Origin of the sequence: Tengunoibacter tsumagoiensis, assembly GCF_003967535.1 — a bacterium.
Classification (GTDB): Bacteria; Chloroflexota; Ktedonobacteria; order Ktedonobacterales; family Ktedonobacteraceae; genus Tengunoibacter; species Tengunoibacter tsumagoiensis.
Genome location: NZ_BIFR01000001.1, coordinates 5,237,863 through 5,261,396, shown reverse-complemented (window position 1 = coordinate 5,261,396; position 23,534 = coordinate 5,237,863). Strand labels below are relative to the sequence as shown.

Below are 23,534 nucleotides of genomic sequence, written 5' to 3'. Positions count from 1 at the left end.
GTCGTATTGTGCAGACTGCTTTGACAGCGCCCGGCGAGAGTAAGCTGACCACTGAGCGGCCAAAGCGCCGTTTTCCACTAAGCTTTCTGGTCCTGGGGATTATTATTCTTGGTGCGGTCATCTATCTTATCTTTGCGAACACCCAGGCCAATGAGGTGTATTATATGACCGTTCCTGAGCTTCATCAGTGCACGACCTGCAATGGTCAGTCTGTGCGTGTGGCGGGTGTGGTTCAGGCGGGTTCGATTGTACGCAATGATCAGCAACAGAGCGTCTCGTTTGTCCTTGAAGATGGCAAACAGACCATGGCGGTTGCCTATAAGGGAGTAGTGCCAGATATCTTCCACGATGGTATCCAGGTAGTGGTCGAAGGACCTTACTCCAGCCAGGGTGCTTTCCAGGCTCATACGTTGCTCGCTAAGTGTCCATCCAAGTTCCAGTCGGCGACACCGACCGCAAGATAAGGATCAGCCGTGTATTTCTCAGATCTAGGACTTATCGCTCTTATATTAGGACTGGGCTTTGCGCTCTATACGGTCGTTGTGGCTGTCCTTGGGGCGCAACGCAAGCTTCCCCAGCTGATCTCTAGTGCACGCCGTAGTCTGCTGGTGGTGACTTTCTTTGTCTTGCTGGCTTCACTTGCGCTGATCGCATCTTTTTTGACGCATGATTTTGGGGTCATTTATGTAGCCCAGCATTCCAGTCTGGCGATGCCGCTTTATTTCACTGCGGCAGCTTTTTACGGTGGGCAGGAGGGCTCGCTGCTCTATTGGGCATTGATGCTTTCACTCTTTTCAGCCCTGTTTGTCATGACCTCGCGTCGCGCGCCAGCCGCGCTGGTGCCCTATGTTATGGCCACGTTGATGGTTATCGAGGCCTTTTTCCTGCTGGTATTGGCAACGGTCTCAAATCCTTTTGTCCGTTCAGCGGTGACGCCAGCCGATGGTGCAGGTCTCAATCCTTTGTTGATGGACCCTGGTATGCTGGTGCATCCGCCGATGCTCTTGATGGGGTATATGAGCTTCTCAATTCCCTTTGCCTTTGCGGTTGCAGCGTTGGCGACGGGGCGTTTGAACAGTGAATGGTTGAGGTCGATTCGGCGCTGGATGCTGGCGGCCTGGACGATTCAATCGATCGGTCTGATTCTTGGGGCCTGGTGGGCCTATCATGTGTTGGGTTGGGGAGGCTATTGGGGTTGGGACCCTGTTGAGAATGCGGCGCTCTTGCCCTGGTTGACCGCGACGGCTTTTCTGCATTCCACGATGGTGCAGGAGCGCCGCGGTATGCTTAAAGTCTGGAATCTGGTGCTGGTGATGCTCTCCTTTGCGCTCTCTATCTTTGGAACGTTTGAGGTGCGCAGTGGGATCATCAGTTCAGTTCACTCATTTGCTTATTCGGATATCGGCTCGTATTTTCTGGTCTTCCTTGCCATTATCATTGCATTTTCTAGTATCTTGCTCTTTGTGCGCCTGCCTCAACTCCGTCCAGATCAAGACTTTGATTCGATCGTCTCGCGTGAAGGCGTGTTTCTGCTGAACAACTTTTTGTTACTTGGTATGACGTTTGCAACCTTATGGGGAACACTGTTTCCACTCATCTCGGCCTTTCTCTTTCATCAGACGATGACGGTTGGTGCGCCATTTTATAATCAGGTGATGGCTCCGCTGATTATCGTTTTGATGCTCGCTATGGGAGTGGGACCATTGCTGGCCTGGAGACGTACATCATCGAATGCTCTCTGGCGCAATATGAGCGTGCCAGTGATTGGGACTGCGCTCTGTGCGGTCATCTTGCCATTCTTTGGTGTGCTGGATATTGCCGCAAATATTGGTTTCTCGATCTGCTCGTTTACCATTGTGGCGATCCTGTATGAGCTCTGGCGAGGGGCTCGCGTGCGACATAGCCATGGCGAGGCGTATCCTGTGGCACTGTTTATGCTCTTTAAGCGCTATCGTCAGCGCTATGGTGGTTATATCGTTCATCTTGGACTGGCCCTGCTGGTCATTGGTATTATTGGCTCGCACTACTTCCAGGTTCAGCAAGATGCGCTTCTTAAGGCTGGCCAGGAGATGAACGCCGCTGGTTACCGCTTTGTCTTTCTGGGCAATATCGATCGGAAAGATGTGGATAGTGAGACCATAACCTCGCAGATTCAGATCTGGCACAATGGGCAATCGTTGGGGTATATCTATCCAGGTCGACTGGTGTATAAGAACTTTCCCAGTCAGCCTGTAAGCTTGATCCCTATTCAGACCTTTGGTGCAACTGATTTTTATGTGTTGCAGGGGAGCCCTCCCACGACCGCTGGTGAGGCGCTGATTCGTATCTTTGTCAACCCGCTCGTGCCCTTTGTCTGGTGGGGTGGTGTTATGATGGTTCTAGGAGGCATTATCTGCTGGTGGCCGGATCGGCGCAAACAGGTGAAGCAACGTGTGCAGACGACCAACGAAAGCGCTCTGGTTGCCCCAGTTGAAGAGAAGGAGGCAGTGAGATGAGGCAGCGTCGTTCTCTGTTTCTGGTCCTGGCTCTCGTCCTGTTGCTGATTGCCTTCTGGTCAACGTTGTCTCTGGTAACACCGAAACAGCAATCGCTTGAGCAGCGAACCCACAATGTTGCGGCACAGTTGAAGTGTCCGGTCTGTCAGAATGAGTCGGTAGCGGACTCTTCGGCAGACCTGGCGCAGCAGATGCGGGCCAATATTCGCCTGCAATTACAAGCGGGCAAGTCTGAGCAAGAGGTGCTGGCCTTTTATCGTAGCCGTTATGGCAGTGATATTGTGCTCTCGCCAGCCTGGCAGGGCCTGAGCCTTCTGGCCTGGTTGGTGCCAATCCTATTGTTTGTGCTGGGTGGGAGCCTGATCTTTTTTGTGCTGCGCGATTGGCAGCGAGTGGCTCCTGTTGTCAAAAATCCAGAATTGAAAGCAGAAGAAGAGCCAGGGCTGGCGGGCTACCGAGCTCAACTTGAGCAGGAACTGGCGGCTGAAGATATCTTATTTCGTCGGTCCGGAAAGCAGGTGTAGTGATGGCAATTATGGTAGCAATAATCCTGGGACTATGGGGATTGGCCGTCGTGCTTTATCCTCTCTATCACCGCTCCGTAGCTTTTTCCTCAACCCGGAGTCAGAGCCAGCAGATGGCCCCACTGGCAGAACAAGAGCAGGGGGCACGTTTAGCGTTGCAGGAAGTCGAATTAGATTATCAACTAGGAAATCTAGCGGAGCCCGAGTATCGTGCTCTACGTGAGCGCTATGTTGCGCGGGCGATCCAGGCTATGCAGGCTCGCGATCAATCTGAGCAGGAGCTAGACGAATCCATTGAGAGCCAGTTGCGACAACTGAAGGAGCATCATGAGCAAGCATAATCTATCTGGTCGCGTCTTTTTATCTGTCCTACTGGCAGGATTTCTCTTTAGCCTTCTCGGGCTGACAACAGTGGGGAGCTCTCTCAGTCATGCAGCGTCTGGCAATGGACATATCTATGGTCGATTGCTTGATGGGAGCAACAAGAATGCTCCGCTTGCCAATCAGGTTGTGACCCTTCAGACGCAGCAGGGAAGTAACTCACAGGATTTTGCCACTGCCACAACGGATGCGCAGGGACAATATTCCTTTGCGAATCTGCCAAACGACAAGACGACCAATTATGCGCTCTATATCCGCTATCAGGGGGCGCAGTACGTCAGCGACCTCCTCACGCTTGATAGCAAGCCAGAGCAGCAGGTTGATCTTACCGTCTATGAAGCAACTGCAGATGCCTCTAATATCGCTGTTGTAAGCTCCAATGTATTGATTCATGCTCCCGATCAGCGCACTGGTACAGTAACGATCTCAGAGGTTATCGATTTTCAAAATCTGAGCTCACATGCCTATGTTGGTTCATTGGATGGGAGTAAAGGCAAGCCAAATGCTCTCCTATTCACGCTGCCACCGAATGTTGTGAATAAGAGCATTACGCTGGACAAAGGCTTCTCTGGTTACCAGGTGATTCAGGTCGATCGCGGCTTTGCTACCGACGCCGCTCTGATGCCAGGCCCAAATGAGTTTACCTTCTCTTATGAGGTGCCTTATTCTGGCTCGGAGTATAGCTTTACCTATGATCCGCAGTACCCAACCGTTGTGCTCTCACTGCTTGTTCCTCCAAGTTTACAGGCGACCAGTAGCACCTTACAGCCATCTGGCCTCTTGAACGCGGATCAGCAGCCCTATCGTCTCTTCAAAGCCGAGAAGTTGCAGGCCCATCAAACCATTCAACTGAGCCTGGCTGGCCTCCCAACGGTTCAGAAAGAGGAAGCACCTGCGCCCTTAAACACACCAGTGGTCTGGCTGATTGTGTCTCTGCTCGTGATGAGTGCAATTCTTGTACTCACCTGGTTCCTCTATCGCTCGCGCCGTCGTCGCGTAGGAGGGATAGCAACGAAAGGCGCTCAGAGCAGACAGAAGGTTCAGACTGAATCTGAGCTAGACGACGCCCGACAGAGGTTGCTTCAGGAGTTATTGAAGCTGGATCAGAAGTTTGAAGCAGGAAACATTGAGAAGGCTCATTATGAGGAGCAACGAAAGAAGTTGAAGGCCAGATTGCGCACACTTATGCGTGAGCAGGAGATTGTGCAGCGATGAACGAGCAAGGAGAGCGTTCTTCATTTCTGCACCAATCAGAGCTCACATTTCCTGCTCGACCAGCGGCACTGGAGATTCGGCATCTGAAGAAGAGCTATGGTCTCAAGCCGATTCTTCGCCGTGTGGATCTAACGCTTCAACAGGGTCAGCGCATGGCTCTGTTGGGAGCTAATGGAGCTGGCAAGACAACACTGTTGCGCATCCTGGCTGGCCTGACCCGGCCCAGTTCCGGGCATGTTCTGCTGATGGGATTGGATTGTGTGGCTCAGGCACAACAGGTACGGCGACTTGTGGGGGTCATAGCGCATCAGCCCTATCTGTACGAGGAGTTGACGGCCCTGGAGAATCTCCACTTCTTTGGTCGGATGTACGCGATTGAAAATGTTCAGGAGCGGAGTGAGTTCCTGTTGCAGCGCGTTGGCCTGCACAAGCGAGCGCATGAGCGCGTTGGAGCTTTTTCGCGCGGGCAGTTGCAACGTCTGGCCTGGGCTCGTGCTTTGCTGCATGCTCCCCATCTCCTGTTACTGGATGAGCCGGATACTGGTCTGGATCAGGATGGCCAGGAGCTGATGCAATCGCTCCTGGCCGAGCACATTGCGGATGGAGGAAGCATCCTTTTCACCACGCACCTGTTGGAAGATGCTCTCCTGATGAGCGATAGTATCGCCATTCTGGCCGCTGGCCGGATCTCAGCTCAGCTAACAAGTGCTGATGTTGAATTAGACGAGCTGCGGCGGCGCTATCAGGAGGTTGTGCGATGAGTGAGCTGAGCATTTTCTGTCTGCACGTCTGGACCATTTTGTGGAAAGATATTCGTTATGAGCTAAGGAGCAAGCAGACCTGGCTTGGAATGGGGCTTTTTGCCCTGATAGTGCTTGTCATTTTCAACTTCACCTTTGATGTGCATGCGGATAATCTGGCGGCGATTGCCCCTGGAGTTTTGTGGGTTGCCTTTCTCTTTGCCTCATTATTGGGTCTGGGTAGAACCATGGCCGCTGAGAGAGAGCATGGTTCCATGGATCGCTTATTGCTCTGTCCTGTAGATCGGCGTGCCATCTATCTGGCCAAGCTTTTAGGCAATGTTCTGGTGCTCAGCGTTGTGGAAATGATTGCCTTGCCAGCTTTTGTTATGCTATTTAATATAACAGTGTCATCGGTAGGCTCCTTGCTCCTGATTGTGTTATTGGGCACGTTAGGGATCTCAGCGGTGGGAACGCTCTTCTCAGCCATGGCGGCGGCTACGCAATCGCGCGAGCTCTTGCTGCCTGTTCTGATTTTTCCCATGCTAGTGCCAGTTATCATCAGTGTTGTGCGAGCGACCCAACTTTTGCTGGCTCCTGCCCTTAATCAGCCGCCCTGGTTGGGCCTGGTAGTTGCGTTTGACCTTATTTTTCTGAGTGCTGCCACGTTGACATTTCAATACGTCATCGAGGATTAGCCAGACAATTATCTAGATTACATAGTAATAGTCGTAGTCCCTTAACGCATTGTAGTTAGCCATCTCAGTAACTTAGCGCATTGCAGTTATCCTACGTGTGCTGGAGGAGAAAACATCGTTTATGGCCTTTGTACATCAAGAACAATCCGTTTCATCCAAAAAGGAGATCCAGGAGAAGCAGCAGCCTCATGTGCAGCGCTTTCCATGGCTCTCACTGATCCTGGGTGGACTTTCTGGAGCAGGCATGTTGTACTCGCTCTGGCTCATCTTTGTTTATGCACCCCTGGATGCTGTGCAGGGGCTGCCACAGAAGATCTTCTATTTTCATGTGCCAGCTGCCTGGATTGGTATGTTGGCCTTTGTCGTCATGGCTATAGCTGGGGTTATTTACCTGATCAAGCCAGACGATCGTTGGGACTGGCTGGCGCGCGCCTCGGCTGAGATTGGCGCGGTCTTTCTCACATTAGCGCTTATCACAGGGTCAATCTGGGCCAAAACGACCTGGGGCACGTGGTGGACCTGGGACCCACAACTGACGGCGGCTCTTATCCTCTGGTTTATGTTTATTGCATACCTGATGCTTTTGAGCTCAATGGGTCGTACTGTGACGGCTGCACGCGCTGCTGCTGTTCTGGCGATTGTTGGAGCGCTGGACGTTCCAATTATCTATGAAGCAACAAATTGGTGGCGCACCCTTCATCCCAGCCATGAGGTTGGTACATCGGGAGCTCTACCGCCAGAAGTTGTTCTGACCATCCTGGTCTCGTTGCTCTCATTTACGCTTTTGTATAGCTTTCTCCTGATCCAGATCTACCATTTTCAGCGCTTACAGACTCTGGCCCAACGTTTGCGAGCCTCTGTAGCAGAGTAAGCGAACCGGAACTGGCCAATACTGATACATTTCTAAGTCGTATTCATTATCAACGAGTAACATAAGGGAGTCTTGCAATGCAGGGATCGACCTATCTTATAGCAGCTTACGCCATTTTCTGGGTAGGATTATTTGCCTACCTGATCTTTGTGACCCTTCGTATTCGAAGTGTACAGACCGAACTGGCGGCTGTCGAAGCGTTGGTGCTTGAGCATCAACCCAAAGAGGAGCTCTAACTATGGCCTCAAATAATCCTTCATCGTCTTCTTCGACGCCAGAGGGCTCAGCCACACGGAGCGGACAGCGCCTGCCCGAATGGGCCCGGATTGCCAACCTTGCTGTGGGGGATGTGCTGTCCTTTCTTATCTTTACAGTTATAGGCATCAACAGTCATCATGAAGAAGGCGTCACCTTTCAGCATGTCGTCGTTACGGTCCTTCCCTTTCTGATTGGTTGGTTTGTCGTCTCACCATTTCTGGGCCTGTTCCGCCGGGAGGTAACTGAGAAGAGATCAACGATGGCCATACGCACCCTTTCAGGATGGGTTCTTGCCTGGCCGATCTGTCTGGCACTTCGTATCTTCTTCTTTACCCCTGAGCGGCTCCAATGGACATTTGCGTTGATTGCGCTGCTGACCAACCTCATCTTTCTGTTGCTCTGGCGCGTTCCTTATGCCTGGTCAAAAGAAAGAAAGCGTTAGTGTATTGAAAAGCATAGGCTGATTTGTGACCTGACCCAGCTATACGTCGTATAGAGTACGGAACAAATAATCACATCCAGGGAGGCGAAAGATGGGTCAGCAAGAATCAGTCTATTCTTACAATCAAGAACCTGAGCAATCGTCAGGTGAGTATAAAGCGCAGGAACGAGTGCGTCCAATTAACGATGATCCGCGTGAGAGGCCGGTCTCGGAGGCGACGCGTTTGCGCAATGACGATCCGCGTGAGCGGCCTTATGCGGATTATGGTGCTGGCTATACAGAGCGGTCTGAGTCAGAAAACGAGTCTGAGTTCTGGCATTTACCGGGTGAAAAGCTGAAGCCGCGACGCAACAATTTCCAGCGTCCAGGATTTTTAATTGGGATTGGAGCCCTTCTATTCATCTTCATCATGATGATCATTGGTGGTCTGGTAGAGACTGAGGGGCCAGTCGGCATCCTGGGTGGATTGATCTTCCTATTCATACTGGGTTTTCTTCTGATTAGTTTCCTCATGACGCGTAATAAAGTGGTCAGCGATATCGAAACGTTTGAGTTTGCGGTATCGGAGCTTCCCCGGTTTTTGATGGACCATAGTCGAGGGAATGTGCGTATTCATACAGGCGAAGGCAATGCTGTAGTTGTGCAGGCAACGCGCTATGCTCGTGGTCTGGGTGCGACCCTGGATGGGATTACGATACAACCTGAGCAATATGGTAACACAATTCAGACCAGGGTTCATTATGTCTTCCGTCTCTTTCTTGGCTGGCGTGGTGTAGATTTTGATGTGACCGTTCCAAAGAGAACTGACCTGAACCTGCGGACTGGCTGGGGGCGCATCGACCTTGATGGAGTGATAGGGCGCATAGAGGCCAATACAGGGAATGGTACATTGATCGCCAGAAATTGTACTGGCTACCTGACCATGCGTACAGGAAATGGTCAGATGGAGCTTGACAATGTTGAGGGGACACTGAGGATGAACACAGGAAATGGATCTGCTCAGCTCAATAACGTTGAAGGTGATCTTATCATAGCGACCGGGAATGGTTCGATCACGGGCTATACCATCTCAGGCCAGGCCAGGCTCACGACCGGAAATGGTCGTATTGATATCCAGGGATGTAGCCTGAATGGGGATGCCTCGCTACGAACGGGGAATGGATCAATTACCTATGCTGGTACGATTGATCCAAAGGGAAGCTACCGCTATCAGACAGGGAATGGGTCTATCGAGCTAACCTTACCAGCCAACGCAGCCTTTCAATTACGTACCATCACCGGGAATGGGCGAGTCAATAACGAATTTGGAAGTACCAGCGTTGGAGCGGTTCCTCAGGCTGAGCTTACAACACGTACTGGAAATGGCTCTATCTCAATCTATCGCCGAAACATCTAACTGGTTTAATTCTCTCTGGTACCCATTTCTTTATCCCTTTAGTCCTCACCAAAAGGGCCGATAGTATAGGATGAGGAATCTCCTCTCAGTCGCAGCAGAGCGAGAGCGCAGCCATAGCCGCTTTTCGCTCTGTTCTGGTTGATTGATCGTACTCCTGATTGAGTCAATGCTTTAAAGAGGCAGATTATGAATCAGCAGGAACCTGTACACCCAGAAGCTTCCACCTCATCTTCTGAGGAGCTTCGAACCGGCTCCCCGCAGATTGCTGAGCCAACAGAGCCAACAAGTTCTCATCCAGATGAAGGTCATCCTCTCAATGCAGAGCAGACGAAGGCAGAAGAAGAGCAGCCGCCAGCAGCATCTCAGGCACAGGCAGCCATCGTAGATAGACCACCAGTTGTGCAAAGGATCTTACCCCTGGCGCTGGCGCGCCAGCGTTTTGAGCAGCGGAGAATGCAATATACGCTCGGACGGCTTCTCATTATCTTATTTCCTATTGCGCTCGTACTGGCTGGCATTGTAATGGTAGCCTTCAGCAATTCCGATGCGATCGAGGTCATGAATACTCGTGTTCAGACCTTTCATGTGACCAGACATCCAAAGTTAATTATTAATGATGATACTGGAGCGATTCATGTCTCGACAAGTGCTTTGGATGGGACCATTGCAATTAAAGCCACTGAGTATGTCTCTGGCTCAGGTATCCGTTTTGGTGCCATGGATTTAAGTACGAGTCAGCGACAAAATACGATTACAATCAATGCAGGCCGAACAAATATCGCCTTTTTTGCGAGCAGGCGTGTTGATTTAGAGGTGGTATTGCCAGCGTCATCGGACCTCATCGTGATCGATCGTACGGGCTCGCTTGAGGTGGGAGGGGTCCACGGCCAGATCCAGCTTCAGACAAGTTCAGGCTCGATTCTTGTCAATAATAGCATGGGCAACCTCCAGATGCAGACAGAGACAGGTTCGTTGGCAGTCAAAGGTTTTCGTGGAACGTCTACAATTGTGTCGCAACATGGAGAGATGTATCTCAATCAGACGAGTCTCTATGCCCCCTCTTCATTAGAGGCAAATGATGGCTCTGTAACCTTTAATGGTCAACTGGACCCACATGGTACCTACCACTTTACGGCCAATAATGGATCAGTTGATCTGACATTACCTAAATCGACCCTTTTTCATGTGGCGGTCAATGGAGGATCAGGACCCATAAGCAACGAATTTGAAGCGCCAGACAAGAAGGACAATGTGCCAATCTCTCTTATCGTAGGAAGCCAGAATGGCGCAATTAACATTCGTAAGGCCCCTTAAATGCCTGGCGTCTGATTAGACCATGGGCGGTACATAAAGAGAGAAAGCCAGGCCAGGAACTCAGATGCTCAGACGTCCGATGGTTGGTTAGAAGGGAGCAATAGGGTAGAGTGGTGCCACCGGATGGCCATGATTGTGGAATAGGGAGGAGTGGTGCCACCGGATGGCCATGATTGTGGAATAGGGAGGAGTGGTGCCACCGGATGGCCATGATTGTGGAATAGGGAGGAGTGGTGCCACCGGATGGCCATGATTGTGGAATAGGGAGGAGTGGTGCCACCGGATAGTCATGAGGGTGGAACCGGACGGAATGGGGTACCGGATGGTTATGAGGGTGGAACCGGACGGAATGGGTCACCACGGCCATCATAAATGATGGGCCCTACCCCTCAGGCAATGAATTGCCCTTTTTAATGCGATTTATCGCATAAATATGGTAGGGCCCATCATTTATGATGGCCGTAGAATGTGGCAATTATCCTTCATTCCCTCCTACGAAGGAGAGAGCCAACATGACCATCGTGGTGACCCACTCCTTGTTGTTGGACCCTCCCTTATAACCACCATGAAAGATGTTCCGCGGTCCTGGTCCCGGCTTGCTTCGTTTACGTTATTCTTATTCGCCTTCTACATTGTCTGAATGGGGATAGGTAGGTTCCTCGGCACTTTGAGGCTCCGTTGAGGAGAGACCTCTAAGGGCTTCGGCGGCTCTGGCCCGAGCAATATCTCGGTTGAGCAATGTCGCTTCGGCAGACAACGATTGTGGTTCATCTATCTGCGCTGGGCGCTCTGGTTGAGGAGATACAGATCTCTCCGTAGGTTGTTGCTCAGATGTGCTGATGGGCGCTCCAACCGTTGCAGAACTCTTATGATACTCTTGATAAGGCTGTTGAGCTTGAGCAGGAACAGGTGGCCAGGGCTGGGGTTGTGTCGGAACCACAGGAATCTGACCTGATGATTGTAATGGGAGATTGGCATTAGGATAAGGCTGAACAGGCTGTTGTTGCAGCGGCTGGTAAGGCCGGGGTACAGCGGGCTGTTGTTGCAGCGGCGGCTGGTACGGTCGAGGCACAGCAGGCTGTTGAGGAGCAGGTGTGGCATACTCTCCTTGAGGAGGCCCTTGTAAGGGACGAGCGTATGCTCCAACAGGCTGCTGTGAACCAACCTGAGCATAACTTGCAGCACCGACAGGAGTAGGAGCCGTTTGTTGGTAAGGCTGTTGCGGCGCAGGCGTAGCATAGGGCTGATAGGAGGGAGCCTGTCCCTGTGATGGTTGATAGATCCCCTGTGCCGATGAAGCAATCGCCGTATTGGGCCCTTTACGACGAAGAATAAAGAAGAGCGCTACAGCTATCACGGCTAGCACAAGCAATGCAATCAAGATAAATGATATGGCTGTCAAGATAAAAGGTGTGGCTGGAGCCGAGGGTTTTTGTGGAAGCTTCTCAGTACTTGCCTGAGCTCTGGCATAATCAATATAGGGACTGACCGCATGGAAATCTGGATAGGTATCCAGAATCTTCTGGAAGCTATCGGAAGACTTATGCCAGTGGCCAGTAGCAGTTGAGGTATAATCATTAAACGCTTTGATCCAGGCCTTCTCGAGCTCACCGGGTTTGGTATCTAAATTGAGAGAATCAATCAACTCTTTGGCACTATTGCTGGCCTGTAAGAAGCTTGTTCCATCGGGCATATCGGTGCCGCCAAAGCTGACCACACCCACGATCTGCCCCTGGCTATTGAGGGCAGGACCACCACTATCGCCATGCTCAACGTTGCCCCCAACCTGAATGACAGGAGCAGCCTCATCGGTCTTTTTAATTGCACTTACATAAATTCTATTCACCGAAGAGGTCAGAAACGTGGTTGGAAGATCCTTCATGCTGACATCGCCATTGCCAGGAAAACCAATAATCGTCAATTCATCCTGTTGAGCTACCAAACTGGAATCGCTAAGCTGGATGTTAGGTGTATTCTCGATATTGACATGAATGATCGCAACATCCTTCTGCTCAAAAGAGCTCTCTTTTTCAATCTTATCTACCTCAGCAGAAACACCAGTAGGAACGCTCTTCATCGAAACAGCGTTAATGGGTCCTGTGTAATCTGTGCTGAGATAGACCTTACTAGAGGGAGTATTATATTTTGCGGTTGAGAGGAGGTACCCCGAAGAGAGAGCGCCAGCCGCATCCTCTTTGCTCCAATCGACAGAAGGATTGAGCTGTTGATTGATATAATCGGCCACATCCTGAGCGGCCAACTGCTGCAAATATTGATCGAGCGACTGATCTTTGGGAGGGTTGATAACATGATCAGCCGTTAGAATATCGCCATGAGCAGTAATAAAAGTGCCACTACCAGAAAGTTCTAGCGCATACTGCCCACCACCTTGAGGAAAAGTCACCGTTTTATTATCGGCAGTAGGAAAGTGAACGGTTAAAGTGGCCTGCTCAGTCGTAATAATGCGTACAACAGAAGGTTTAGCAAGATCAACAGCCTTTACAATAGGGTTTGCCACATTGCCACCTGGAACAGGGTCAGCGGAGGCGGATTGCGTAAAGGTAAGCTGAACAAGCGCGACTAAAACGGCAAGTATGCCAGATATCAGGATAGATGGATGTGATAATGAAAAAAAAGAAGAGCGATATTTTCTATTCATGTTTCCCTCTTGCAATCCCCTCCAGGTAATAGAGGAAAGGATAGCTGGTTATCATACAATCGCATAGAAGAAAAGTCATCAGGAACGTAATGAAATGCGTTGATATATGGATACAGATCTCATCCGAATGGGCTCTTATAAACATCGGCATGGTTGCTAAAAAATGATTGCATGGGTTTTATCATAGCGCATTTTACGAGCTTTGTCCACCTTTAGGGCTATATATTCCTTGTTTGTTTGATAGCATTTTTTGCGATTGAAGCTATACATTACTAGTGATTAGTGATCTCAATCGAGGTGAACTCGCTTCCAATAAGAAGCCTGGACGATATCTTTCTGTTGTTGGCACCTTTACTAAGCAGTCACCGTTAAATAGGATTTTTTCACTAGTTCCTTTTACTATAAGCTAGTATTTGATAGAATAGACGAACGTGATGCAAAATGTTTCAGCTTGCATGTTTTCTTCCTGAGCTCCCTTCCTATCTCGTTTCACATTGAGCCATGGAGGGGCGAGCATTGTGGAGTGGGAAGAGAGGAAAGAGACAAGCGGCTTTCCCTACTTGAAATATCTTAATGGGCTTGAACATCTATTTTCGATAAAAATAGACAGAACAAGTAGGGAAGGTAGCTTGTCTCCTTCCAAATCGTGAAGCTTCCACCATGCCAGCCCCACCATAGCCCATGTTCTCGTTAAGCCATGGAGGGGCGAGCATTGTGGAGTGGGAAGAGAGGAAAGAGACAAGCGGCTTTCCCTACTTGAAATATCTTAATGGGCTTGAACATCTATTTTCGATAAAAATAGACAGAACAAGTAGGGAAGGTAGCTTGTCTCCTTCCTGATCGTGAAGCTTCTGCAACGCCAGCCTCACCATAGCCCATGTTCTCGTTAAGCCATGGAGGGGCGAGCATTGTGGAACTGGGGGAAGAGGAAAGAGACTCTTACGGGTCATCATATGTTGGTAGATGAGTGGATGTTTGGATCGATATCATCGTAAGATAGATCAAGATATCAAGGACTCGCCCTCGCAGTTGAGTTTGGAAAAGTAGGAATGTCATAGACATCAAACTATCGAGACAGCTTGATCAAGCGATGATAGGGCCTGTCAGCCCTGTCATCCTGGAGGATCATAAACCAATGACGAAACAAGAGGTCACACTTCTCTCGGAGCAGAAGAAATTGGCTAAGAAGAAAGTTTGTCTGCTTGAGCGTTTACAAGAGGCTCGTGAAGAGCAAGAGTGGGCGGCGAGGCGTTTGCAAAAAAAGACTGCTCGCGTCCAGAAGCTTGAAGCGAAGCTGCAAGAGGTTTTGCTGTTGCTAGACGATCCAGAGGCAGAGGCTGTTAAGCAGACTGTCGAGCCTGCTACTGCGTCAGTAGAGAGAGACAATGTCCAGTATCAAGAGCCTCCCCATTTACAACAAGCTCGTCAATTGTTGGAAGATGCTCATGCGATTGCGATTGTAGCTGAAAGGGCCGCTTATGTTGCCTCTGAGCGTGTGCTTGAGGCCAGCGAGCGAATTGAGAAAATGTTTGCAGGTCGTCACATTCTGGATGAGCTGGCAGAAACGCAACATGAGGCGGAAGCAGCGCAATTTTTTGCGCAAGAGGCCCTACGTTCAGCATCTATAGTGGAGCAATTGCTCTCAGTACTTGAACCCGAAGCGATCGCAGATGAAGAGCCAGCGGACCTCCAGGGAGCGTTCCCACCATCCGACGAAGAGGAGCCTGACGAAGACCAGTTGCTTGCTCATGTCAGCGAGATGATTAGAGCGTTGAAAAGAGAGCCATTGTCATTTCCTCCCCCACAATATAGCCAGTGGAACGGACAGATTGATGCTGACGAACAGAAACGTATCCTGAAGCTGCGCTTATTATTGCGTCAGACAGAACTGATGATCGATCTTGTGCGTGGTGTGGTGGAAGATGGAACGTTATGTGGAGAGAACGCAACCTGGGCAATGAAGACGACTGAGTTAGAACTTGAGCATCTGCACCTGCTTTTGCAGGGTCACCTCTCACAAGCGTCTCTTGTGTGTGCTCCAGAAGTTGTAGCCCCAAGCGAGCAGACTGACGCTGAAAGTGAAACATACTCACATGCCATGTTAGGTCTCACTGAGCTAGATCTAAGCTCGCCAGAGGTGAATGAGCCATTAGAAGTGCAGGCACCAGAGAGCCGTCTGGCAGAAGAATCTCAGCGAGAAAGCGAAGAGTCTCTTTTGTCCGAAGCAAGCGAGGCGACTTGATCGAAGCGAGCTATCATTTCATCTGTTCTCCTAAGCAACCATATGAGCAAGAGGTTGCTGACCGCTGGTGGCACCTGGCATCTGGTTGTCTTCTTCCGTTAAGCAATGGTGAGAGGTATCAATTGCTCTTTGCAGGCTATCCTGGTGGGTCGGAGGGGCCAGATGTGCGTGATGCTGTCCTCGTCACCTGTACGCCACCCTATGCCTCATCGCAGCGTTTAACTGGAGATATCGAATTTCATGTGCGAGCGAGCGATTGGGAAGCTCATCATCATCAGTATGATCCACGTTACAATCGAGTCATGCTTCATGTAGTCCTGATTTGTGATACCAGGAGGCCAACGAGGAGGCAGGACGGAATGATTGTGCCGCTTTGTTCGCTTCAGGATCTTCCACAGACAAGTTTAGAGACTGTGTCCAAACAAAGCGTCTGGCCCAATACAAGTGTAGAGATGAGATCCAGACAAAGCGTCTGGCCCTGTCACCAGCCTGGGAATGCAGATCTGTTGCGCTTACTTCTGCGAGCGGGTCAGTTGAGATTGGAACAAAAAGCTCATGCCTATGTAGAGCAGCTCCACTCCCTGGAGCGGCCAGAAGCGCCAGGACATCGCTACGATCTATGTCTCTGGTCAGCGATTGCTGAAGGATTGGGATATGGGCGAGATCGGGCTCTGTTTCAAGCGTTTGGCCGCTACCTGCTGGGGCAAGAAAAGATCCTGCCCGCCCCTCAAGGTGAACCAGAGCCCCTCGACATACACCGTTTGCAGGTCTTACAGACCCTGTTAAAGCAATGGCGGGAGCGGGGTTGCTGGCCTGAGATCGCCCGAATACTCCTCACTTCACCCTCTGCACCATCCCTGGAGGGGCTGCATGCGCTCCGGCGCTTTTTTAGTAGCGCCGGACTTAGCCTTGCGCGAACTGATATACTGATTTGCAATGTGCTACTACCCTTTGCCTTGGGGGTTGGTCTGATTGAGGGCCAGCCCATTCTGATTGAGCGAGCTCAGGCGTATTACAGTCTCCATCCAGGGCTCTCCTCAAATCGTATTACACGGTTAATGGCTCGACAGCTTCAGCTTTATCGTGAACCACCGTTGAGTATCCGGCAACAGGGCCTGCATTATATCTATCAGCAAACGTGCCAGGAGAAGCGTTGTGAGCTGTGCATCTTACATACACGGGGAAATTTAATCTATGAGTGAACAGAACAATGGAGTCAGCGAAGAGCGTTTAGCGCGTTTTCTTGCTCATGCAGGAGTAGCTTCACGCAGGCATGCCGAAGAGCTTATCAGTGCTGGACGCGTTGAAGTAAATGGCGTAACGGTGACACAGCAGGGATCGCGCATTAATCCTGAGAGCGATCAAGTGCGTGTGGATGGCAAGCTTATCACATCCGGTACAAAACAGGTTTATCTCCTTCTCCATAAGCCAGCTGGCTATGTTAGTACAGCCTCTGATCCCGAGGGGCGGCCTACAGTACTGGATCTGTTACCTGCTGAACTGAGGCAACTGCGTGTTTATCCGGTAGGTCGTCTGGATCGTGACACCAGTGGTTTATTGTTATTGACCAATGATGGGCAATTTGCGCTTCGACTCTCGCACCCTCGTTACTCAATGGAAAAGCATTATGAAGCGCGTGTACAGGGCTGTCCGGATGGTCGTGCTCTGGCCGCCCTTGAGCAGGGAGTTGATATTGTAGAGGATGATGGTGGAAGGCACCACACCTCACCAGCTCGTGTACGCATCCTGAAACGGAATGAGCAGGATAGCTGGCTGGCGCTCACTATTCATGAAGGTCGAAAGCGCCAGGTACGCCGTATGCTACAAGCTGTGGGTTATCCTGTCCTCCAACTCTCACGCGTCGGAGTTGGCCCCTTAACCCTTAATAATGTCCCTACTGGCAAATGGCGCTATCTGACAGATGCTGAAGTTCAACACCTGCTTCAGGCTGGCGAAGCTTGAATTGGGCAGTAGCTCTGGTATTCAATATGATCTATTCGTGTGACATGCTTTCTCTTCTGTTGCGAGGTGCTATGTCAGGGTTGTGTTTGCAAAGTTTGAGCCTCTGTGTCTTTCTATAGGCAGAAACGGTGAGCATAGTTGAGTGTCAGCCACATCTGTCAGTAGGAAAGAAGAGGTCCAAACATTATGGGTGAATACGAAAAAACAATTACAATTCAAGCCCCGCGTAAAAAGATAGAGGAATTCGTATTAAACCTTCGTAACCTGCCACAGTATGTACCTACCACGAAAAAGGCCATGCCGCAGCAGGGAGAACATGTTCGAGTGCAGGGCACTGCTCATGGACACTCTTACGATGCAGACGGCTATTTTCGCACAGATCCCGCCCGACATCGCATGGAGTGGGGATCAGATGGAGAAGAGAAATACAGTGGCTGGCTCGAGTGTCAGGGGGCAGATGATCATGGACCTTCTCAAGTAACGGTCCATCTCACCTTTGATCCATTGCCAGGCATGAGTAAAGAACTGGCTCAGCAGACAGGTAGTCAGGACTCAACCATCGTCGAGGGACTGGAGAAATCATTGCTGTCAATCAAGAATATTGTAGAAGGCCATGGTGGCAAAGTAGAATACACGAGGTAACCATATATCGCTGCCTCCGGCATGGCATGGGCATAACATAAAGAAGAGACAAAGTGAGATCGTTGCCGTAGTGCATCCTTTGTGGTGGTTATGAGAGTGGAACAGGGTGGAATGGGTCACGGCGGCCATCATGAATGATGGCGTATGTGCAGAAAGAGAGGGGTCAGGCGAGACCGTTGCCGTGGAGCACCCTTTGTAGTGGTTATGAAAGTGGAACAGGGTGGAATGGGTCACGGCGGCCATCATGAATGATGGGCCCTACACGCTTATGCGATAAATAGATCTTGATGTGTATTTATTGCATGAAATGAGTGAAGGTCCATCATTCATGTTTTTTTTGCTATCTCAGGGGGGTGAGAGCCAAAAAATTGCCTTGTTAATGAAACACATGCCATAACGTGGGCAGATTTATAGAGTACCAGAGTAGAAATAGCAGTTTATCGATAAAAGATGTGGAATAATTTTTTTTATTTTAAACGTTTATCTCTATCAAAAAATATGAAAAATTTGCCAACATGATTGAACGGTATTCCAATAGTCACTAGTACTTTTTAACTAGATAATACGAGAATTGGGATGACATGACACTTTTTGGTAAAATAGAGAAGCCCATTTCCCCTTTTCTTCTATACCCCACAATGGGGAGAGGCGATACGATAAAACTTCTAGTTCGTTTACCAATGTAGCGCTTGTATTTATTTTTATCCAGCGACACTGAAAGGAACTTATTTTATGAAATGGTATCCTTATGGCCATGATTTTGGAAATGCGGAAATGGGTGGTGTAACGGTCATTAATGGACAAAATCATACACTTAGTATTCCAACAGCCTTTGCCAAAGCTGACACTAATGCTATGCGGAATCTTGGCATCAAAGTTGATCAATCTAATGCGCATGTAATTCAATTTCGTGATGAGGCCATGGCCTATTCGGTAGGAGAACTGGCCCTTCAGCAATCCGTAGATGTCTATCATGGTCGTGGAGATATTCAGCGTTACGCGAGCAAATATAGCCTTCGTGGAATGTTAACCATTGCAGCCTCTTTAATTCCCGATGCTGAATTTGGCCTTTACGTCGTCACGGGCCTGCCGGCTGAGACGTATATAAAGAACATGAGCCTGCGTAGCAACATCAAAACAGCGCTTGATGGCACGCATGTCTTTACATTGGATGATGGCAAGACTTGGAGAAGAGTCACCGTCGAAGTTGCGACCGTCGTCATGGAAGGTGCGGGTGCACTGATCGCCTACGGTGATGCTCTTTCAAGCAAGACGACCGAGAGCGCGGTCATTGACATTGGTGGGCGCACCACGGACCTCTATGTCTCGCGTGGTCAGGTGCCTGTCACCGAATATTGTAAGGGTAAGCCGATTGGTGTAGAATCAGCGGCCCAGATGCTCATGACCACATTTGAGAGCAAATATGATCGTTCCCTCTCATTGCTGGAAGCTCGTGAGATCATGTATGCCTTTGCCTCAAACGGTGAGACAAAATATCCTGATATCGCCGTTTATGGTAAGATGATCAGCTCATATGAACTGGATGCACTGGTCAAAGAGGCGGTAGAGCAGGTTGGAAGCGAGATCGTCTCCTTCGTAGCCTCGGCCTGGCGGCAAAGCGATCGTGATGCGGTAGCAGCCAGCTTCCGTCCGATCCTGAATATTGGTGGCGGCGTCTTCTACTTCCACAAAGTATTGAAGCAGCGTATCCCCCATCTCTCATTGCCCAATGATCCAGTTCATGCTAATCCAATTGGATATTGTTTGTTGGCTGGCCGTTTGCTGATGCGAAAACGTCAACAGACGACGGGCGCCAATGCATAGTATTGCATGCATAGTTATAGAGAGAAGGCGGTATGTCGCAAGAACCAGAAAAGTTCCTGTACTTTAGAGTTGGCTTGCTGAAGGACTCTGCAGCCTTAGATGCACTCTGGCAAGATGCATTAAAGCACCATATGGTAGACCAACCAGACAAATTAATTGCCCTTCGTCTGACGGAATACTACGAGCTGGTAGCAGAGGGAGTTCTGCATCCGGTCGCGCAGGTATCTAAGGGCGCTCCAGCTGTACAGAATCCAGGTGATGCGCGCGAGCAAGCTCCTATGACCAATGCGCCTTCAGCCAGTGGAACCAACCATTCGCCGGTCCAACGCCAACCCAGTCAGACTATGCCAGTACAGAAGGCCCCGGCTGCTAGCCAGCCAGCCAGACCTGTGCACGACTATCGTTCAGCCGAAGATGAGATCGTCTCAGTAATTGAAGGAGCAGAGCAGAACGCTGATGCTGCCGCAGATTATTGGAGTCTGCTCTAAGGAAAATAGTATAGGCTTTGCATTTCTGTATATATAAATAATGCAGCCACAGAGGAAACCATCGCGGGCATCATTTATGATGGGCCGTAGAGACCATTTACCCTAAAGGAGAGAGGGCCAAAGCGTGTCTTGGTAATGAAGTTATAAGGGTGGAACAAGGTGGAGTGGGTCACATCGGCCATCATAAATGATGGGCCCTACCTCTTTACGCGATAAATCGCTCGTTATTTGCGATTTATCGCATAAATCATGCAAAGGCCCATCATTCATGATGGCCGTGATGATCCTCTCTACATTTTATTGCCCCCCTCACAACCCCTATGGGTATTGCCCCTTCACAACCACTATATGGGTTCTCAATGAGCTTCGGTCCTGGTTCGTTTCTTTATTTACGCGATGGTTGTAGAAGAGATAACACCCTTGTTTAGATCGTTCGTGTCAATTACCCATTCTGGAGGATAAGGGAGAGGCTATCGGCGTAGCCATCATTATAGGCTCCATCTGTGCGATTCATCGTCAGTGTTACGACCAGTTTGACTGTTCCTACAGGTATTTTGCCAGTTGCTGTACGCTGTAATAATTCTGTTGCATTCTGGCGGTCAGCCGCTTTTATTGGACCGATCTGCGTCTGAGCTAGTACCTTATTTGAAGTATCCTGAAACTGGACAGCCAGTATCGCATTATCATCCTGGCCGGAAAATCCCCCAAGATAGCCGGAGAGGGTATAGGTGACACTACCTTTCGCTATATCTGAACTATCGGAAGAGATATCGATAGTCTGTGAGGCACTGATGATTGGGCTGTCAGGACCTCCGGTGAACAGGTTCTTGCCACGATCAGAAGGGCCGGGGTCGCTGGCAGCCGTGACACCATCTACGCCATAGGGTACGACATCAAGATCGCCATGTAAGGTCCAGCCAGGAATCTTGCTGACTGGTTTATCCGCCTTTGCATCACTGGGGCCATTCTCCGCGCCAGGGTTGACGATCAGATTCGTTCCATAGTTTCCACTACCCGTCGTAGTTGGAGATGGCGATGGAGTGGGTCCACAAGCTGTTACTAACAGGAGTAGCGTCCCTATAAATGGTGCGATAACTAATAATTTAATCGCGGGATGGTTCATGTAAAGTAGCCTTCTTTCTCTCTGATTCTGTTTTGATCGATACTATCTTATAACTTATAATAAGTATGGATCTATATTTTCTCTGCCTGATTGGCAGTGTTATAGGATAAACGTTCAGAGAACCTGATTTGGAAGATTAGTTTAAAAGGCCAGGATGACTCACCTGAGATGACCTCCTGGGCCGTTCTGGCTGTGTGTAGTGGACGGTTTTTGAGGCTTCTTTTGATGAACTATTGTGGAACAAATCTTGTATAATTGAGCTCACAACTGGCTTACATGCTTGATCTCATGCACGCAAAAAGGGGCCAGTATGATATAATCCTCTTCAGTTATTAGTAGCATCGATAAAGCGGAGGATTCATGCAAGGGCCACATTGTATTGCGATAGACGGGCCGGCTGGCTCTGGAAAAAGTACTGTGGGTGAACGGCTCGCCCAGCTCTGGGGGTATCTCTATGTCGATACTGGAGCTATGTATCGGGCGGTGGCCTGGCTTGCATTACATGAGGATATTGATATTTCTGATGGGCGTGCACTGGGTGAGCTGGCTCAGCGAGCTAATGTCAAGATTAGCAAGCCAGAGATTGCAGATGGCCGTCAATATACGGTGACGGTCCACGGACGAGATATTACCTGGGAGATTCGGAGCCCCGCCGTTACTCAAGCCGTCTCGCCTGTCTCCTCGCATCCTGAAGTACGCTCGCTCTTAATTGCACAACAGCGGAAAATGGCGGAACAAGGAAGCGTAGTAATGGTGGGGCGCGATATTGGAGCCGTGGTCTTGCCAGATGCGGAGATGAAGATCTATTTAACGGCCAGTCTGGAGGAGCGAGCTCGCAGGCGTCATGCCGAATTATTAGAACGCCTGGGTGAGCATAATCCAGCTCTACCGACTCTTGAGGCTGTGATTAAAGACATCCAGCGCCGTGATGATATTGATCGGGACAATATGTTGATGGCGAAGGATGCCATCGTTGTTGAGACCGATCATCGTAGTATTTCGCAAGTTGTCGAGGTGATTACTCATCTCGTGGAGAATCGCAGATGAAACAGGATATTCAGCCCTCTCAATCAGAAAAGTCAGCAGCCACTCCAAATAAGCCAGAAAAAAATCTCTATGAGCCCTATTCCACTCCACCAGTGCTCTATCACGCTATCCGCTGGTTAGCCCGCTTTCTATTCCTATTATTGGCGCGTGTACAACTACGCAGTCGCTATAATGTGCCAAAAGAAGGTCCCTATATCATCGCCTCCAATCATCTCTCATGGCTGGACGTGCCGATGGTTCCAGCCTATCTTTCACGAAAAGTAGTTTATATGGCCAAGGAAGAGGCTTTTTATAGTAAAGTTGGCTGGCTGGTCCGTTTCCTGGGCGCGTTCCCAGTCAAACGTGGCGAGGGGGATCGGCAGGCTATCCGCGCAGCTAGCGAGCAGTTGAAGCAGAAGAAAGTGTTGGTGATCTTTCCTGAAGGGACGCGAAGCAAGACGCATGCGATGAATAAAGCCAACGCGGGCCTGGGGATGATTGCTTTACGTGCTGGTGTGCCAGTGGTCCCTGTGGCGATCTGGGGGAGCGAGAATGTGTTGCGCAAGTTCTCTCCACGTGTGACGATTGCTTATGGTGAGCCTGTGGTGCTGAAGCCCAAAGGAGCTAAGGTGACGCGCGAGGATATGGAAGAGGCGACCGATGAGATTATGCGTCGAATTGCGGCTATGCTACCCGCTCGTTATCGTGGTGTATATGGCGAGGAGAGCGTGGTGACACCAGTGAAGGCTATTATCGCTCCCGAGATTTCGGAGAGTGCGGCCACTCCAGAGATAGCACAAAAAGCTGATGCTGTCGAGGTACAGGACGCATAGCATAGTCCGCTACTGGCGGATGAAGATTGGACAGCTAGCTTAGATATAGCTGTCCAATCCTGACGTTCTTATTGTTGGTAGTGTTCGACGATCTTTTCATCGCGAACTGTGGCCTTATCAGGGTCCTCACCAGCATTGCGGCGTGCTCGACGCTGGCGTAAGAGATCCCAGCACTGATCGAGGCTGATTTCTAGCTCTCGCACACGTTCATGTTGGTCGGGGACGAGCTTACCTTCTTCACGAAGCCCCAGTAAATGGTGTTCTTCATTAACCAGGGTCTGAATACGCTGTAAAATTTCTTGATCGTTCATAATTTCCTCTATCTTTGTGGTCAACTAGACTTTTCTTGCACCTGGACACAGAGATCCTCTCTATTATACACGCGATAAATGATGCAAAGA

Annotated in this window: 23 protein-coding genes; 20 read left to right on the top strand and 3 right to left on the bottom strand. The window is 49.9% G+C overall.

Going from position 1 to position 23,534, the window contains the following annotated elements:
* Positions 1-8 precede the first annotated feature (8 nt).
* The 12 genes from EL628_RS20915 (at position 9) to EL628_RS20860 (ending at position 10,334) form a co-directional block, all read left to right on the top strand.
* Positions 9-464: a cytochrome c maturation protein CcmE gene (locus EL628_RS20915; RefSeq protein ID WP_161975636.1), complete on the top strand. Its 456-nt coding sequence runs from the start codon at positions 9-11 to the stop codon at positions 462-464.
* 9 nt (positions 465-473) lie between these two features.
* A complete protein-coding gene (locus EL628_RS20910) occupies positions 474-2,495 on the top strand; it encodes a heme lyase CcmF/NrfE family subunit (protein WP_126581790.1) in 2,022 nt (673 codons plus the stop codon).
* Positions 2,492-3,019 carry a cytochrome c-type biogenesis protein gene (locus EL628_RS20905; protein ID WP_126581789.1) on the top strand — a complete coding sequence of 176 codons (528 nt, stop codon included), beginning with the start codon at positions 2,492-2,494 and terminating at the stop codon, positions 3,017-3,019. The genes EL628_RS20910 and EL628_RS20905 overlap by 4 nt, the downstream gene beginning before the upstream one ends.
* 2 nt (positions 3,020-3,021) lie before the next feature.
* On the top strand, positions 3,022-3,360 hold the full coding sequence (locus tag EL628_RS20900) for a hypothetical protein (protein ID WP_126581788.1): 339 nt from the start codon (positions 3,022-3,024) through the stop codon (positions 3,358-3,360).
* The gene (locus EL628_RS20895; RefSeq protein ID WP_126581787.1) at positions 3,347-4,615 is read left to right on the top strand and encodes a carboxypeptidase-like regulatory domain-containing protein; all 1,269 of its coding nucleotides are present in this window, start codon (positions 3,347-3,349) and stop codon (positions 4,613-4,615) included. The genes EL628_RS20900 and EL628_RS20895 overlap by 14 nt, the downstream gene beginning before the upstream one ends.
* The gene (ccmA, locus tag EL628_RS20890) at positions 4,612-5,376 is read left to right on the top strand and encodes a heme ABC exporter ATP-binding protein CcmA (protein WP_126581786.1); all 765 of its coding nucleotides are present in this window, start codon (positions 4,612-4,614) and stop codon (positions 5,374-5,376) included. The genes EL628_RS20895 and ccmA overlap by 4 nt, the downstream gene beginning before the upstream one ends.
* Positions 5,373-6,053, top strand: coding sequence for a heme exporter protein CcmB (locus EL628_RS20885; protein ID WP_126581785.1), 681 nt, complete (start codon positions 5,373-5,375; stop codon positions 6,051-6,053). Before ccmA ends, EL628_RS20885 begins: the two co-directional genes overlap by 4 nt.
* Before the next feature lie 121 nt (positions 6,054-6,174).
* Positions 6,175-6,924, top strand: coding sequence for a cytochrome c biogenesis protein CcsA (ccsA, locus tag EL628_RS20880; protein ID WP_126581784.1), 750 nt, complete (start codon positions 6,175-6,177; stop codon positions 6,922-6,924).
* Between the two features lie 77 nt (positions 6,925-7,001).
* Complete coding sequence (locus EL628_RS20875) at positions 7,002-7,160, top strand: CcmD family protein (protein ID WP_126581783.1); 159 nt, start codon at positions 7,002-7,004, stop codon at positions 7,158-7,160.
* Positions 7,161-7,162: 2 nt separating this feature from the next.
* A complete protein-coding gene (locus EL628_RS20870) occupies positions 7,163-7,624 on the top strand; it encodes a DUF3054 domain-containing protein (protein WP_126581782.1) in 462 nt (153 codons plus the stop codon).
* 91 nt (positions 7,625-7,715) lie between these two features.
* Positions 7,716-9,020: a DUF4097 family beta strand repeat-containing protein gene (locus EL628_RS20865; RefSeq protein WP_126581781.1), complete on the top strand. Its 1,305-nt coding sequence runs from the start codon at positions 7,716-7,718 to the stop codon at positions 9,018-9,020.
* Positions 9,021-9,206: 186 nt separating this feature from the next.
* A complete protein-coding gene (locus EL628_RS20860; RefSeq protein ID WP_126581780.1) occupies positions 9,207-10,334 on the top strand; it encodes a DUF4097 family beta strand repeat-containing protein in 1,128 nt (375 codons plus the stop codon).
* Between the two features lie 616 nt (positions 10,335-10,950).
* Here the strand turns inward: EL628_RS20860 and EL628_RS20855 are convergent.
* Positions 10,951-12,993, bottom strand: a complete 2,043-nt coding sequence (locus EL628_RS20855) for a S1 family peptidase (RefSeq protein WP_126581779.1) — start codon at positions 12,991-12,993, stop codon at positions 10,951-10,953.
* 1,135 nt (positions 12,994-14,128) lie between these two features.
* Between EL628_RS20855 and EL628_RS20850 the strand changes: the two genes are divergently transcribed.
* The 6 genes from EL628_RS20850 to EL628_RS20825 all read left to right on the top strand — a co-directional run bounded on the left by EL628_RS20850 (position 14,129) and on the right by EL628_RS20825 (position 20,151).
* Positions 14,129-15,235, top strand: coding sequence for a hypothetical protein (locus EL628_RS20850; RefSeq protein ID WP_126581778.1), 1,107 nt, complete (start codon positions 14,129-14,131; stop codon positions 15,233-15,235).
* Complete coding sequence (locus tag EL628_RS20845; RefSeq protein WP_161975635.1) at positions 15,232-16,437, top strand: DUF2851 family protein; 1,206 nt, start codon at positions 15,232-15,234, stop codon at positions 16,435-16,437. Before EL628_RS20850 ends, EL628_RS20845 begins: the two co-directional genes overlap by 4 nt.
* A complete protein-coding gene (locus EL628_RS20840) occupies positions 16,430-17,197 on the top strand; it encodes a pseudouridine synthase (RefSeq protein WP_126581776.1) in 768 nt (255 codons plus the stop codon). The genes EL628_RS20845 and EL628_RS20840 overlap by 8 nt, the downstream gene beginning before the upstream one ends.
* Before the next feature lie 186 nt (positions 17,198-17,383).
* A complete protein-coding gene (locus EL628_RS20835) occupies positions 17,384-17,839 on the top strand; it encodes an SRPBCC family protein (RefSeq protein ID WP_126581775.1) in 456 nt (151 codons plus the stop codon).
* 732 nt (positions 17,840-18,571) lie between these two features.
* On the top strand, positions 18,572-19,663 hold the full coding sequence (locus tag EL628_RS20830; RefSeq protein ID WP_126581774.1) for a ParM/StbA family protein: 1,092 nt from the start codon (positions 18,572-18,574) through the stop codon (positions 19,661-19,663).
* A gap of 32 nt (positions 19,664-19,695) precedes the next feature.
* On the top strand, positions 19,696-20,151 hold the full coding sequence (locus EL628_RS20825; RefSeq protein WP_126581773.1) for a hypothetical protein: 456 nt from the start codon (positions 19,696-19,698) through the stop codon (positions 20,149-20,151).
* A 442-nt stretch (positions 20,152-20,593) separates the two neighbouring features.
* Here EL628_RS20825 and EL628_RS20820 read toward each other — a convergent pair whose 3' ends face one another.
* Positions 20,594-21,274: a hypothetical protein gene (locus EL628_RS20820; protein WP_126581772.1), complete on the bottom strand. Its 681-nt coding sequence runs from the start codon at positions 21,272-21,274 to the stop codon at positions 20,594-20,596.
* Positions 21,275-21,634: 360 nt separating this feature from the next.
* Between EL628_RS20820 and cmk the strand changes: the two genes are divergently transcribed.
* The gene (gene cmk / locus EL628_RS20815) at positions 21,635-22,321 is read left to right on the top strand and encodes a (d)CMP kinase (protein WP_126581771.1); all 687 of its coding nucleotides are present in this window, start codon (positions 21,635-21,637) and stop codon (positions 22,319-22,321) included.
* On the top strand, positions 22,318-23,133 hold the full coding sequence (locus EL628_RS20810; RefSeq protein WP_126581770.1) for a lysophospholipid acyltransferase family protein: 816 nt from the start codon (positions 22,318-22,320) through the stop codon (positions 23,131-23,133). Before cmk ends, EL628_RS20810 begins: the two co-directional genes overlap by 4 nt.
* Positions 23,134-23,201: 68 nt before the next feature.
* Here the strand turns inward: EL628_RS20810 and EL628_RS20805 are convergent, their stop codons facing one another.
* Positions 23,202-23,444 carry a DUF2630 family protein gene (locus tag EL628_RS20805; protein WP_126581769.1) on the bottom strand — a complete coding sequence of 81 codons (243 nt, stop codon included), beginning with the start codon at positions 23,442-23,444 and terminating at the stop codon, positions 23,202-23,204.
* Between the last annotated feature and the right edge of the window lie 90 nt (positions 23,445-23,534).